General features: G+C 71.4%; 11 protein-coding genes. 2 read left to right on the top strand and 9 right to left on the bottom strand.

What is annotated here, in order from left to right; all coding sequences use genetic code 11:
* Nucleotides 1–948 precede the first annotated feature (948 nt).
* The 9 genes from ACZ4FV_RS35550 to ACZ4FV_RS35510 all read right to left on the bottom strand — a co-directional run bounded on the left by ACZ4FV_RS35550 (nt 949) and on the right by ACZ4FV_RS35510 (nt 12415).
* Nucleotides 949–2436 carry a formyltransferase family protein gene (locus ACZ4FV_RS35550; protein ID WP_465324505.1) on the bottom strand — a complete coding sequence of 496 codons (1488 nt, stop codon included), beginning with the start codon at nt 2434–2436 and terminating at the stop codon, nt 949–951.
* A gap of 1955 nt (nt 2437–4391) precedes the next feature.
* A complete protein-coding gene (locus tag ACZ4FV_RS35545) occupies nt 4392–5141 on the bottom strand; it encodes a 2'-5' RNA ligase family protein (RefSeq protein WP_465324503.1) in 750 nt (249 codons plus the stop codon).
* Nucleotides 5138–6427 (bottom strand): hypothetical protein, encoded by a 1290-nt coding sequence (locus ACZ4FV_RS35540; RefSeq protein ID WP_465324501.1) that lies wholly within the window; start codon nt 6425–6427, stop codon nt 5138–5140. Before ACZ4FV_RS35540 ends, ACZ4FV_RS35545 begins: the two co-directional genes overlap by 4 nt.
* A gap of 73 nt (nt 6428–6500) precedes the next feature.
* Nucleotides 6501–7907, bottom strand: a complete 1407-nt coding sequence (locus tag ACZ4FV_RS35535) for a hypothetical protein (protein ID WP_465324498.1) — start codon at nt 7905–7907, stop codon at nt 6501–6503.
* A 173-nt stretch (nt 7908–8080) separates the two neighbouring features.
* On the bottom strand, nt 8081–8587 hold the full coding sequence (locus ACZ4FV_RS35530; RefSeq protein WP_465324496.1) for a GNAT family N-acetyltransferase: 507 nt from the start codon (nt 8585–8587) through the stop codon (nt 8081–8083).
* Nucleotides 8588–8592: 5 nt separating this feature from the next.
* Nucleotides 8593–9834 carry a helix-turn-helix domain-containing protein gene (locus ACZ4FV_RS35525; protein WP_465324494.1) on the bottom strand — a complete coding sequence of 414 codons (1242 nt, stop codon included), beginning with the start codon at nt 9832–9834 and terminating at the stop codon, nt 8593–8595.
* A 94-nt stretch (nt 9835–9928) separates the two neighbouring features.
* Nucleotides 9929–10444, bottom strand: a complete 516-nt coding sequence (locus tag ACZ4FV_RS35520; protein WP_465324492.1) for an NUDIX domain-containing protein — start codon at nt 10442–10444, stop codon at nt 9929–9931.
* A gap of 101 nt (nt 10445–10545) precedes the next feature.
* Nucleotides 10546–11025, bottom strand: coding sequence for an SAM-dependent methyltransferase (locus ACZ4FV_RS35515; RefSeq protein WP_465324489.1), 480 nt, complete (start codon nt 11023–11025; stop codon nt 10546–10548).
* A 13-nt stretch (nt 11026–11038) separates the two neighbouring features.
* Nucleotides 11039–12415 carry a Tat pathway signal protein gene (locus ACZ4FV_RS35510; RefSeq protein WP_465324487.1) on the bottom strand — a complete coding sequence of 459 codons (1377 nt, stop codon included), beginning with the start codon at nt 12413–12415 and terminating at the stop codon, nt 11039–11041.
* 186 nt (nt 12416–12601) lie between these two features.
* Between ACZ4FV_RS35510 and ACZ4FV_RS35505 the strand changes: the two genes are divergently transcribed.
* Entirely contained in the window at nt 12602–13474 is an 873-nt protein-coding gene (locus ACZ4FV_RS35505; protein ID WP_465324485.1) for a helix-turn-helix domain-containing protein, read from the top strand.
* Nucleotides 13471–13725: a DUF397 domain-containing protein gene (locus tag ACZ4FV_RS35500; RefSeq protein ID WP_465324482.1), complete on the top strand. Its 255-nt coding sequence runs from the start codon at nt 13471–13473 to the stop codon at nt 13723–13725. Before ACZ4FV_RS35505 ends, ACZ4FV_RS35500 begins: the two co-directional genes overlap by 4 nt.
* The last annotated feature ends 34 nt before the right edge of the window (nt 13726–13759 follow it).

Below are 13759 nucleotides of genomic sequence, written 5' to 3'. Positions count from 1 at the left end.
AGGGCGGGGCGCGGCTTGCGGTGGGAGTTGGGATATCGATCCATGGGGAAGTCCTCCGATTCCGGTCGGTCCTGGTCGGATCCGTTCTCTGTTGGGTCCGGCCAGGGTTTCGGCGGGGGCATCTCACTCGGGGTGGAGGTCGGACGGGTCCTGGACACCGACCACTTTGTTACGTCGAGGGCGGTTGTCGGTGACCTGTGGGAGAGGCGGGCTCGCGGATACGACGCATCGGGATTCACCTACTCGACCCTCGCGTCGTGCGGGGCGGGATCGTCGTGTTCACCCGTCCTCGAGTGAGGAGGCGGGCGCCGCCGGGGGATGACGCCGACGGTGGCGCCGTGTTCGGGGAGTTCGTCGCGACGCCGGTGGTGGCGGATGTCGTCCAGGAGTACCGAGGTGAGGCGGGACGGTGGGGAAATTGAGGATGTATATCCGAAACACACCTCCCTTTCATCTTGTGGGAGATCATGCGAGCTTGTCCGGAACTTCGCCCGATGCGTCGGCCGTCTGGGCGCCCGCCGGCGAACTCGATCCAGTCGGTGAGCGGTTCCCGGTACGGGGCACCGCGCGTGTGGGATCGGTGAGCCCTCCGACACCCGGCGGACGAGCCCGGCCGCGGGGCTCGTCGGGAACGATCGGGGTCAGGTGGTCGCGTCGGTCGCGGAAGACTTCCTGTGGGTCGGGGGCGAGCGTCGCGAGCGTGACGGCTGCGGTCGCGATGACGTCGCACATCTCCCTCCGGACGTCCTCCCGCGTGCCGGCGGCAACTTCCGAGGGTTCGCTCTCCGAGGACGCCGTGGTACGCCTCGGCCGACCTCACCGGCTTCCTCCATGATCTTGAGAATGCGCAGCCGCACCGGATCGCGGCCCGCTGTCCGATGACGCGCGTCGAGCCGTTTCCGCAGCCGATCGATTTCGGTCCGGGTGTCGGCGTCCGTCACGGTTCCATCAGTCGATACGCGGCAGGCACAAGGGTGGGGCTGCTCGGGGCGGCACTTCGCTCCGTCCGTCGAGACCCCGGATCAAGGCGGGAGAGAGGCCGGCCGACCATCGACCGTGCGGCGGACACGGGATGGGAACCGCATGGTCGGCCTCGGACAACAGTCCGAGGGCGCACGCGATGGCGACCCCGGCGGCGGGGGTGGCCGCGTGCAGCCGTGTGCAGGCCGAGGCGAGGTCTTCGACGTATCGCTCGATCGACACCCCCAGCGTCACCGCGGCGGCATGGTCCGGGATGCCGCGGGCGGTGGCGACCAGCGCCCGGACCTGATCGACCGTCAACACTGCCCGGCCCGTGCGGATGCTCGTCAACCCTGCCGCCCCGAGGGGGGTGAGGGCGGGAGCGTCCACACCCAGACGTCGCGCGGTCTGCGCGCCCGCGAACTCGGCGATTGCCCACAATCGCGTCGGGTGCTCCACCAGTCCCAACCGGGACACGTCCGTGGTCACGACGTCGTACACGGCGTCGGTGATCCTCTCGGCGAGGTTGCATTCGTCGCGCGTGCTCCACGTCCGCTCCGGAGCGGTCACGTCCACCTCCCCACTCACCTCGAGCTCGGTTCGCTCCGGAGAGGGGCTCAGGGACTCGGCGGCGTCCGAGTCGCTCACGGCCCGCGTGATCCACAGCGGCCCGTCCGCGCAGTCGATCCGCCGTCCGGACACCGGCCGCGTGCTCGTTGCGCAGACGTAGAAGTCGTTGCCTTCGATCGTGACCCGGGGCCCGGCCAGGCCCGTGTACCGGTGACACCGGACGAGGTCGTGCAGCGCTTTCCGGGGACCGGTGAGGTCGGCGATGTCGAACGCGCCGCCTTCGAGCGGGCCCGCGTACGTCGCCCGGGACTCGTCCTGGGGAACGCCGCGTTCGCCCGCCGCGACGCTGTCGAGGGCCTCGCGCATGCTGTCCTCGACGGCGTCACACAGGTGTCGGTCCAGCGCCACACGGTCGGTGTCGTCGGGTAGCGGCAGTTCCCGGTACGCCAGAACCAGCCCCGTGCCCACGCCGACGCCGTCCACCCGATGCACTGTCACCCCGAAGGTGCGGTCACCGGCGCGGATCGCCCATTCGACCGGGCAGGTGCCCCGCCAACGGGGCAGCAGCGATTCGTGCGCCCGTAGGACCCCGAGCGGGGGAAGCGCGACGACGTCCTTCGGTAGGGGCCGGGACCAGCGGTGGACGACGAGCACGTCCACGGCGAAGCCCCGCAGAACCTCCCCGAGCGACGCGGACCGGGTCGGCGCCACCAGGACTGCTCCGGGCGGGAGTTCGCGGTAAGCCGCCGACACACGGGAGCAGGCGGGGGGAGAGGGTTCCTCCTCGCAAGGGTCAACGCAGATGACGACGGGTTCGAAGCCCGCGTTCAGGGCCGCGGTGTGCAGGGCGAGGAGGCCGTCGAGGGCGTGGACCAACAGGCCCGCGCGCGGCAGGGAAGAGGACACATGCCGTCCAAGGGGTGAGGTGGTCGTGGTGGTTTGTCACGAGAGGGCGTGCGGGCCGTGGGGCGGTTCGCGCCGTGCATCTGCGTGCCCGACGTGGTGCGTCCGGCCCGTATGGTCACGTGGCGCGACCAGTTGTCCGCCGCGTGGCCGCACGCGGCCAGGTCTGCCAGGACTGCGTCGGTGTGTTTGGTGCCGGCTGCGCGGCGCATTCCGGCGAGGGCTGCGGTCGGGTGGGGGAGAGCTTCCCCCTCGCCTTGTCCCAGCACCGCGTGAGTGCGGGCCCGGTAGTGGACCGCACACGCCGTCTTGAGCGCGCGACCGTGCAAACGGTGGTGCTCCTCGGCCAGCCGCAGCAGACGCAGCGACAACGCGGGGTCGTGCCGACACTCCAACAAGCCCGAGGAGGTGAACATCCGCCTCGGCATCGACGTCGACCCGCAGCAAGCAGGACCACAGGCAGTCTGCCGGAACCGCCGCACCGCCAGCCATCTCGCCTGCCCGCGCAGTGGCGAACGTCGGCCCTGACGGCGGGCAACTCCGCGAGGAACCACAACAGCGCCTCGTCGGTGTCGGCGAATCGCGCGGCCGGGACGCGGGGACCGCGGCCGGCGGTCTCCAACTGTCGGCGGCCCGGGTGCAGTGCACGGGCGGCGTCGGAGGACACGGCGAGGTGATATTCGAGCAGCCCCGCGCGGTTTCGCGTTTTGTCTGCGGACCGTTCGGGTGCCGCGCTCTCGCAGGCGGGCAGGGCACCGGCCGCGACGACGTGGACGCCCGAAGCGCCTTGTGCGTCGGTGACGAGACGGTGCTCGCGCAGGGCGGCGCTGGCCTGCGCGGCTCGGGAGGAGTCGCCAGCGCCGCGACGGTCCGTGCGGTGAGCGGGCTGCTGAGCAGCAGGCCTAGCCGCGCGAAGAGCACCCGACTGGGTTCCGAGCACGGATCCAAGGCGTGCGTGATCGCACCGTGTGTCACGTGTGATCCGTTTCGTTGGAATGTGGAGGGCGGCTATCGATTCGCTGGGACGTCGGGTGGCTGACCGGACAAGTTACGACCAGGGACGGTTGCCGTCTCGGAAGCGGAGCCCTGGGGAAACCCTTGCGTGCCGAGGGCGGCGAGTCCACCCGGCGCCCCCGCCGTCTTGCCGTCATCCCCACAAAGCCCAACCACACAGGCTGCGTCTGGGTGTAACGTCTTTGCGTCCCTGATTCGATCTATTAGGTGCAAAGCGTCCATCGGTCTCACTTTGTGTGATGCTTCGGTATGTCGGAACGAGACGGGGATGACGGCTAGATGGCGGTGCTACGGGAGGCGCTCGCTGCCTGGCCGCCGCCTCCGGGTTTAAGGGCGACGGCCTCTGTAGCCGCCCTGTCCGACGTCTCCAAGCCGAAGTGCGGCCGAGCACCCGCCGGTGGTGCACACGCCCGCGCCGAGCAGCGCGTCCGCGCCCGGCCCGACCGCGCTGCGGAGCATGTGCGAGAGCCGACACGGGCCGCTTGTGGCGTGCGCACGGCACTTTGCGCGTCGTGGGACTCAGGCGTCGGGAAGCCTAGGCGGCGGCCCATCGATACGCGCGGCTGGAGGGCCCGTCCATCACACCCCCGACGGAATCCGACGTGCCAGCGCGGGCTGGCTGATTCAACAACTCGGACATCACCCCAACACACCCACCTGGGCCCCGGCATCTGGTGCTTGACCCGCCGCGCACTCCCCTCGTGGTCCGCGAGCACGCCACCACGACCACATTCACCGTCACGCTCACGGAGCTGCGGACCGAAGTGGAAACCGCCTTCGGCATCCGCGTCCACCCCGAACCGGCCGCGCCACCCTCGACAACCGTGCGTCTGCGCCGGGCGGCCCTGAACAGCGTGTCTCGTCGAACCGGTGGATGAACTACCGCCACCTGGCCGGGAGGACACGAGAGTTGTGAAGCCGGACCTCGGTCTCTGTTCGGAGGTTCAGCGTCGACGTCCGAGAATGTCGGGTCCTCCACTGCCCGGGTTGAGGGTGGCGTCGGGACGGGCGAGCGGGAGACGGTGGAGAAGGTCCCAGCGGTAGGTGGCGTGTTCGCGGCGGAGCTCGACGAGGTCGACATGGGCGATGTCGAGGCGAACCGGGGCGCGATGGCGCAGGCCCGCGACGGCCCGGATCACCGGCGCGGCCGGGCGGTCGGTGTTGTTGTAGGCGACGCCCAGATGGGGGCGGAACGGTCGTGGTCGCGGGCCGTGGGTGGCAGCTTCGCCGGTGGCGGGCGTGAGGCGGGCAAGCGCGTCCCGCAGGCGGGTCAGGGGAGTCCATGGGGAGAGGCTGAAGCGTACGGCGCCGGATGAGCCGGCCATGGGATGCGCGTGGATGGTGAAGGATTCGCCGGCGACGGTGGCGGCGCGGGCGGCGAGATCCGCGACGGCGTGTGCCGGGATGTGCCGGGCGTCGCCGATCGCGGCGAGGGTCACGTGCAGGTTGTCTGCGGGGACGGGGTCCATGCCCAGGTGTGCGATGGCCTGTTGTCCGTGCGCGGCCTCGGTGGCCAGAGGCCGGTGGCCGGCGAAGGTGAGGAACCAGTAGAGATGCCGGCGTCCGGGTTCCCAATCCGGCCGCGCCCAGTGATCGCTCATGCGGGTGAGTTTTGCGAACGCGGACCAATCGTTGGCGACGATCGTGTCCGGGGCGTCCGGATCGGTGGGTAGCAGCGGAGGGAAGGCGTTCACGGGGCTGTCTTTCGAGTCGAAATGGGGGACGGATCCTGCGGGTTGCCGAGGTCGGCGGTCAACGATGCCGGGGGCAGCGTACGTGTGGCGGGCGCGTGGGCGTATCGGAGCACACAGTCGTGTCCGGACCATGGTTTCGCCTCGTCCCGGAGTTCATGCGCACGGATCCACACGGACCGGATCGGCGTGGGACCGCCGTGCTCCAGGGCGCGCAATCCGAGCGTCATGGCGTGCTCCACGTCCGGCGGGCGCCGGCGCAGCAGCGCGGTGGCCACGTCGAGGTCGACCAGTGCGCGGGTCCAGTCGGAATCGGAGCGGGTGACGAGATCCTCGATGCGGTTCGCATGGCGCAGGACGTCGGCGGTGCGGCCGAGGGACAGGTGCGCGGTGACGGCGTTGGCGAGGGTGCGGGCGGGACTGTAGGGGGTGAAGGCGATGCAGGGGCTGACGCCGTCGGGGAGTTCGACCTGTCGGTCGGTCAGGTCGAGGGCACGTCCTATGGCCCGGGTTGCCCGACGGTGTTCGCCCAGGCGCGCCAGGGCTCGGGCGCGGCCGTTGGCGAGCAGGCGGACGGCCTGGGGGTGAGCCGGGCCGAGTGCGATGCCGGCGGCGGCCGCGGTGTCGGCGTCGGCGTAACGTCCGGCGTAGTAGAAGCCGAGGGAGCGGGTTCCCCAGATCCATATGCAAGTCTCGGTGTCTCCGACGTCGTCGGCGATGGTCAGGGCGCGGCGGCTCCAGGCCTCCGCAGCGGTGAGGGCACCGAGGTTGACGGCCATGTAGGCGAGCAGGCCGGCGGAGCGCGCGGCCAGGCGTGCTCTGTCCGGCGCGAGGCGACCGTGTGCGTTGGTGCGGGCCAGGGCGTCGGTCATGCGCCACAGCAGTCGGGCCTCGCCCACCATGTGGCCGGGGCCGTGGGACTCGTAGCGGTCGACGATGTCGTCGATTCCGGCCTGGGCGGCGTCGATCAGGGCCGTGGCGACGGTTCGGGTCTCGGGGTGCGCGTGGGGGTCGTGGGCGCGGGGGAAGGGGGCGGGGCCGAACAGGGCGGTGGCGGGAACCCCGAGCATGTGCTGGAGGATGCGACGGGTGCCGATCTGGGGCACCGAGCGCACGTCGCCGCTCATCCACCGTTCGAAGGTGCGTTTGGACAGGGTGACGCGATGGAGGTCGGGTTCGCGTTCGCGTCCGGCGAGGGCGTCGCGGGCAAGGGAGAACTTGATGTCGAACGTGTCGTACCTGTTCCACCCGCGTTCGATGACCAGTGCCCTGAACAGGGTGTCGCGCACGGGAGGGTCCTTCGCTGCGAGGGGGCGGCAAGCCGTTCGGTCGTGCGATGCACCGGACCGTGGGCAAAAGCCTTCAACTGGCGGCTTGGGCGAACCGGTCCACCACGTCGCGGATCTCCGCGGATCGGCGCCGGTGGGTGTGGAGTTCACGGCGGAGGCGGTCGAGCAGCCGCCCGCACTGGACGGAGGTGACGAGGGGCAGATGATGCAGAGTCTGCCGGGTGGTGTGGGCGGCTTGGTCGAGGTCGTCGGTGGTGAGCTGGGCGAGCGCCTTGTACGCGCCGTGGCGCAGGGCCGAGCGTTCGTGGCCGGTGGATTGGCGGACGCGGCCGTCGAGGAGGTGTTGGGCCCGGTCGAGGAGCGGGCCGGGATTGGGGGTCTTGGGGGCGATCATGACGAGGGCGCGGCCGGCGAGGGCGTCGAGTTCCGTTCGATCGGCGGTCGGATTGTCGGGCGCGTGGTGATGGCGCAGTGCCTCGTCGTGGGCATGGCACAGGCCCTCGAGGTTTGCGGCGCCCGCGTGGGCGAGGCAGGTGCGTGCGGCGACCATCGCGCGTACGGGGGCGGCCGCGTCGCGGGCGGCGTGTTCGGCGCGTCGTGCCAGGTGGAGTGCGTCGCGGTGACGGCCGCAGACGGTGGCCTGGTTGCTCATCAGGGCGAGGATGCTCGCGGTGAGGTCGGCATCATGCGCGCTGTGGGCGGCGCGCAGCCCGGTGAGGTACCAGCGCTGGGCGGTGCCTTCGTCGGCCTGTTCGTGGGTCATGAATCCGGCGGTGCGGGCGAGACGACCCAGGGATGTGTGCAGGCGGCGTTCGACGACAAGATCGTGGGGAGTGTCGCGGGCGAGGCGGGCGACGGTGGCGAACTGGTCGCCGACGAAGGCCGCGGCGGCGGAGCCGTGGCGTTCGTCGAGGTCGTGCGCACGTGCGGTGATGTCGTCGACGAGGTCGAGAAGCGGTTCGGCGTCCAGCCGACGCGACCGCCTCGTTGCCGGGGACGTGTCCGGCGTGCGCAGGCGTGTGCGGGGTGTGGCGCTCCACAGCGCGGCCCCCCAGACGGCGGTGAACTCCCGGCGATCGAGCATCCCTTGGGACCATCCCTCCACGAGCCGTCGGGCGTCGGCGTGCGTCCACGCTACGTCCAGGCCGGTCGATGCCGGAGCGTGCGCCCGAGGCCGCGATCGTGGGCCTGTGGCGTCGCCGGGCCCCTGTCCTGCGGACACTGCGGTCGCGAACAATTCGTCGGCGGTGTTGCCGAAGAGATGTTCCAGGATGCGGCAGGTGTCGGGGCGGGGGAGTGAAGACAGGCCTCCGGCCATCCATCGTTCGAAGGTGCGTTCTGACACGGTGACGCGGTGGAGGTCGGGTTCGCGTTCGCGTCCTGCGAGGGCGTCGCGGGCCAGGCCGAACTTGACGTCGAAGGTGGCGAATCGACTCCAGCCCCGCTCCAGCACCAAAGCCCGGAACAATGTCTGACGCACGATCGATCGCTTCCTTTCGTGCAGGGTGCTCGGCGCCTTCGCGGGAGCGGATGCGCGATCGCCGTGCGATCAGGGCGAGTTGCGCTGTTCGGCGAAGTCCGCGCCTCGGATGTCGGACGAGGCCGGCTTCTCTCATGGTGGGCCGAGGCATTCCCCGAGCCACGGGTGGCCCATCATTCTCCCTTTGCTGCCGCCGTGTTCGCGTCCGCCTCGACAGTTTCGCTCGGTGTGACATCGACCCTGTAGAAGACTTTGTCCGGGCGGGGTTCGGCACGGTGGGCGTCGTAGAAGGCGCGGGCGCCGGTGTTGTCGCGTTCGGTGGTCCATTCCAGGCGCGAGCAGCCACAGTTGATCGCCACCGTGTGAAGGTGTCGCATCAGGGCGTCGCCGACACCGCGTCGGCGGTGGGGCACGCGGACGTAGAGTTCCTTGAGGAACAGGGATTGCGTGTCGCCGGCCGCGGGCCACAGGAACGAGTACGAGGCCATCCCGACCACCTCGCGGTCGAGGCGCGCGAGGGCGACGAACGCGGGTGGGCGAGGTCCGAACAGCAGCGCGGTCAGGCGTTCCAGACGCGCGGGCGAGGTGCCCTGGGCCGGGCCGCCGTAGTGTTCCTCGATCTCGTCGAGCAGGACGGCGAGGGTTTCGACGTCGGCACGTGTGGCGGTGTCGACGGTCATGTCGTTCACGGGTCCTCCGGGGCGGGGCTTGGTTCGGCCAGGAACGCGCGCAGCGCGCGGACCGGTTCCGGCGCGTCCGAACCGGTCGGCATGAGGCCGGCCAGGTGGCGGCCGCGCGCGAGGACGATGCCGGTCCGGTCGGGTTCGGGCAGGTCTGTCAAGGCGTCCAGGAGTTCGAGAGCGGCTCCGGCGGCCTCGCCGCGGCGCAGCCGGCACGTGGCGACGTCCGTGCGCACCAGCGCCCGATCCAGCCGCTCCTCGACCGGGTACAGCTCCAGCGCCCGGGCGTGCGCGATCGCGGCGCGGTCGACGTCGCCCAGGTGGGTGAGCGCGTTGCCCTGGTGGAAGCGGAACTGCGCCTCGGTGTAGCCCACAGCCGTGTCCTGTCGCTGGTCGTCGGTGAGGGTTTCGAGCACTCGCTCGGCGCGGGCCAGGGCGTTGTGGGTGCGACGCGTGTCGCCGCGCAGGGCGTGGGCGCGCGCTTCCAATGGGGCGGCGAGGGCCGCGCCCACGCCGCGCCACCCGCCCGCGCCCTGGGCGCGTCGCGCCAACGCGGCGGCTCCGCGCGGGTCTCCGGCGTAGAAGAGGCCGTAGGCGTCCTCGGCGAGTACCCAGGCGCGCACGGCGTCGTCGTCGGCCTCGTCGGCCGCCGTCCACGCGGTTCGCGCCCACGCGCGTGCCCGTTCGTAGGCGCCGGATCGCACGAGACACAGGGTCATCAGTCCGCCCATCCATGCCGCGGTCCGGGTCAGTGTGCGCAGGCCGGCCAGCGACTGTGGCTGCTCGAGTGCGGTCGTCAACGCGACGAAGTCGCGGCGCAGTTCGGGGAGGAGTTCGGCGTCGGGGCGCCGGCGTGTGGCGAGGGCGTGCCGCAGGACGACTTCCTCCCACATGCGTGCCTGCGCGGTGCCCTGGCGGCCGCGGGTGAGGGCGTCGTGGATCTCGCGGCGGAAGTCCTCGTCGCCGGGCTTCGGCACCTCGGGTTCGGGCATGGGCGAGAACAGGTCGGCGGCGGGGACGCCGAACAGGTGCTCCAGGATGCGGCAGGTGTCGGGATAGGGACGGCCCTTGACGTCGCCGGCCATCCAGCGTTCGAACGTGCGCTTGGCCACGGTCACCGTATACAGGCGGGGATCCTTTTCGCGGCCGGCGAGTGCGTCGCGGGCCATCGCGAACTTCACGTCGAACCTGTGGTGGCTGGTCCACCCACGCTCCTCGACGAGGGCACGGAACCGGAGGCGGCGCATCAGTGCGTCCTCCGCCCCGACCCGTACTGCCCGGCGGCCCGGTCGGTACGGATGTCGACGCGGACCGAGGGCCGCAGCGGCCCGGGACCGGTCGTCACCATGGCGGGTTCCCGCCGTGCAGGTAGCACGGGACTCGATCACGCACCGCGTCGAGAGCGTGTGCCAGGCGCCGGCGTTGCCGCTCGCCCAGCAGTTCCAGGCCTTGGGTCGGCTCGAAGAAGGCGCACGCTGCGATCTCGTCGTCGTGGGGGCGCAGTCGCGCACACGCGTCGGGGGAGAGGGTACCGGCGTCGAAGACGAAGGCGATCAGATCGTCCCAGGGCCCGTGGGGTGCGACCCGGTCCACGCACAACAGGTCGTTGAAGGGGATGTCGAGGCCGAGTTCCTCGGCGAGCTCACGGCGGACGGCGTCCACGGGCGTCTCGTTGGCCTCGGCCATGCCCCCGGGCAGGTCCCAGTCCGGCTTGTAGACGGGGTCGACGAGCAGGACCCGGCCGTCGACGTCGAGGAGGAGGGCGTCGGAGGCGACCCGCTTGCGGGCCTGGCGTGCGTTGCCCTCGGCCAAGAGGGTATTCCATCCGGGGCTGCCCGGGCCGGGTCCGGCGTTCATGTGTCTGCTCCCCCCGGAGCGTGAGGTGGATACGAGGCCGTGCCGACGCAGGGTCGCCATGCGGCAGGTCGAGGATTGGGCGGCCCTCGGCCGGCGCGGGTTCAGCCGCGCGTCGGCGCGTAGTAATCGGTGAGCATCCGGGTGGGCCACTCGGGTTGGTGGGTGTCGCCGCGGGGGCCCATCTCGGCGAACCAGGGCTTGATGTCCAGGACGGGTGTGCCGTCCACGGCGTCGAGGTCCTCGACGTGCAGGTCCAGGCCGTCGACGGCGAGCAGCCGGCACCGGGAGACACCGATCCAGTTGAGGCGTCGCATGTTGCGGTGCCCGAAGATGCCGACCGGGGGCCACCGGGGGTTGTCGCGGGGCCGGCGGGCGCCAGGGTGCAGGTCGGTGGGATCGGTGAGATGGAAGCGGAAGACGATCTCCAGATGGGAGAACGCCTCGACTCCCGCGGTGCTGTCGGGCGGGAATGCCGGGTCGACACGGACGATCGCGCGGGTGCCGCCCCAGTGGTCGTCGGTGGGCTCGATCCGACCGCCGACGACGTGGGCGACGGGCACCACGGTGTACTCCTGCGTCATGGAGGCGTCTCCTTCAGGCGGTGCGGGCGAGGTGGGCCGTGACACGGGAGTGGAGTTCCCGCGCGGCCGCGACGGTGGGTAGCCGCCCCAGGGTGCGGTGCATGTCGACGGCGGTGGCGCGGGTGCGGGCGGAGCGGATTCCGCCCATGGCGTCGAGCGCCTGCGACCAGACGGCGCAGGCGTGTTCGACGTCGCCCCGGGCGGCGTGGGCGGCGCCGAGGTATCCGAGGGTGACCGCGTGGGTGCGGGTGAACGCGGTCGCCTTGCGGGTGCGCACGCTGCGGTCGAATTCGCGGACCGCGCCGCGCATGTCGCCGAGCTCGCGCAGGGCGCAGGCGGTTTCGTGTGCGAGGCCGGCCTCGCCGAAGAAGAAGACGCGGTCGGGCTCCGGCAGATCCGGGCGGGCGTCGTCAAGGTCGCGCTCGGCGCGCACGAGCGCTGCGGCCGCGGCCTTGGGGCGGTCGTTGACCGCCAGCGCCCGAGCGTGGACGACGCCCAGCAGCGCGCGTTCGCGAGGCGTGGCGTTCGCGTAGCGCCCGGTGTCGATCGAGGCGTCGGCCAGGGCGAGCGCGCGAGGGCGGTCGCCGAGGTCGATCGCCTGGTGGGCCATTGCGCGCAGCACGTGACCGGTCAGCGGTGCGTCGTCCGCCTCCGCGGCCAGGCGGGTCGCCTTCTCGAAGTAGGAGGCGGCCGTGGCGTGTTCCGCGTCGTCGAAGGCCATCCAGCCGCACAGGTAGGCGAGTTCGGCCGCGGCCGAGAATGCGGCACGTCGGACGCTGTCGTCGGCGAACCGTCCGCTCAAAAGGGCCGTCACGTCCGCGGCGAGGTACTGCACGACCGCGCCGCGGGCGTGTCCGCCGCCGTAGCGCTGGTCTATCCGGGAGAACGTGGCCGTCGTCTCGCGCAGCGCCTCGAGGTCTCGGCGGCCCACGTGGCGACCACCCGCGGGCGAACGTGGTCTCTCGGGCGGCGCCGGTACGGCGACGGCGGCAAGGGAGTACGCGGCGGTCGACAGGGCCTGCCTGCGGTGCATGTCCAAGCCCCGTTCCTTCGGATCCCCCGGCGTCGTCAGCGTATCGGCAGCCCCGTCCGCCGGCGGGATGCGGACGCCGCTGGAGGCGCCGTCGTCGGTCGGCGGCGCGAACAACGACTTCGCGGGCTCGCCCAGCAGGTGCTCGAGGACTCGACGGGTCTGGGGGCGGGGCAGCGACTTGATGTCCCCGGCCATCCACCGCTCGAACGTGCGCTGCGCGACGAAGATCCTGCACAGACCCGGTTCGCGCTCACGCCCGGCCAACGCGTCCCGGGCGAGCCCGAACTTCACGTCGAACGTCTCGTACCGGGCCCAGCCGCGCTCCGTGACCAGGTCCCGAAAGCGGGTCTCGCGCACGTCCGTTCCCTCCTCGGGTCGCCGACCGACGTCGCACGACGAGAGGGCCTCACGTGCCGCTACGCTCGCCGTACGCATGGTGACGCCGTCAGCATGCCGGTTCCCGGCCAACAAGGGCAACGTGTTCGGACACATTGACAAGATGCGTCTTGCGGGCCCCGCGGCGCGCTCCGCAGACTGACGTCCATGGTCACCCCCTCCCGCAGCACCGGCGAGGTACCCGCGTCCGCCCACCGACGCGAACTCGGGGCCCGCCTGGCCCGGTTGCGCAAACGCGCCGACCTCACCCAGGCCGAGGCGGCCGGCCGCGTCGGCATCGATCGCGCCAGCTTCAGCCGTATCGAACGAGGCCTGCGCGGTACCGGCCCGGACCTCGTCGAGGCCCTACTGGGCGTCTACGGCGCCGATGCCGACGAACGCGACGCCGTGTACCAACTGGTCGCCGCCGACCGCGTACGCACGCGGCCCTGGTGGAGGAAACACGGGCCGCTCGTCAACGCCACCTCCTACGCCGGACTCCTCACCCTGGAGACCGGCGCCCGGCGCCTGCGCGGCTACGAACAGGCCGTCCTCCCGGGCCTGGTCCAGACCCGTGCCTACGCCGAACACGTCATCCGCGCGTTGCGCCCCGAACTCGAGGCGCGGCAGATCCACTCGCTGGTGAACGTGCGCGAACTGCGCAGCCGCCACCTACGCGAGGCCGCCGTGACCGTGGACGTGGTGATCGAAGAGGGAGCCCTCACACGACCGGTCGCCCCGCCCGACGTGCTGCGTGAGCAACTGCGGTTCCTCGCGGACACCACCGACGTCACCGTCCGGATGTTGCCGACCGACGTCGGCTGCCACGCCGGGCTGTACGGATCGTTCCTGCTTGTCGACTTCCCCGCGCCCGGCCCCAGCGTCGTGTGGCAGGAGAATCTGGCCGGGTCCACCAGGATCGAGACACCCGAACACGTCCACCGCTACGACCACGCGTTCGGCGAACTGTGGGACCACGCGCTCACGGCCTCGCAGACCCGTGACCGGATCCGCCCGCTGATCGAGGAGACGACGCGATGACTCCAGCCGCCGACACACCCGCCGCGGGCAAGCCCTCCGCCGCCGACCTGGATCTCGACGGTGTCACCTGGGAGAAACCCTCGGGATCGCTCGGCGAGGACAACTGCGTGCAGTTCGCACGCGTCGGCGACCACGTCGTCTGGCGCGACTCCAAGAACCCGCAACAGAGCCCGCTTGTCTACTCCCGCGACGAGATCCGCGCCCTCATCCGCGCCGCCCGTGACGGCGAGCTGGACCACCTCGTCGAATAGCCCGCGATCCGACACCCGGTCGCACGGAGCCGGG

This window comes from Embleya sp. NPDC025285, assembly GCF_055558835.1.
This window is presented reverse-complemented; position numbering and strand designations above follow the sequence as displayed.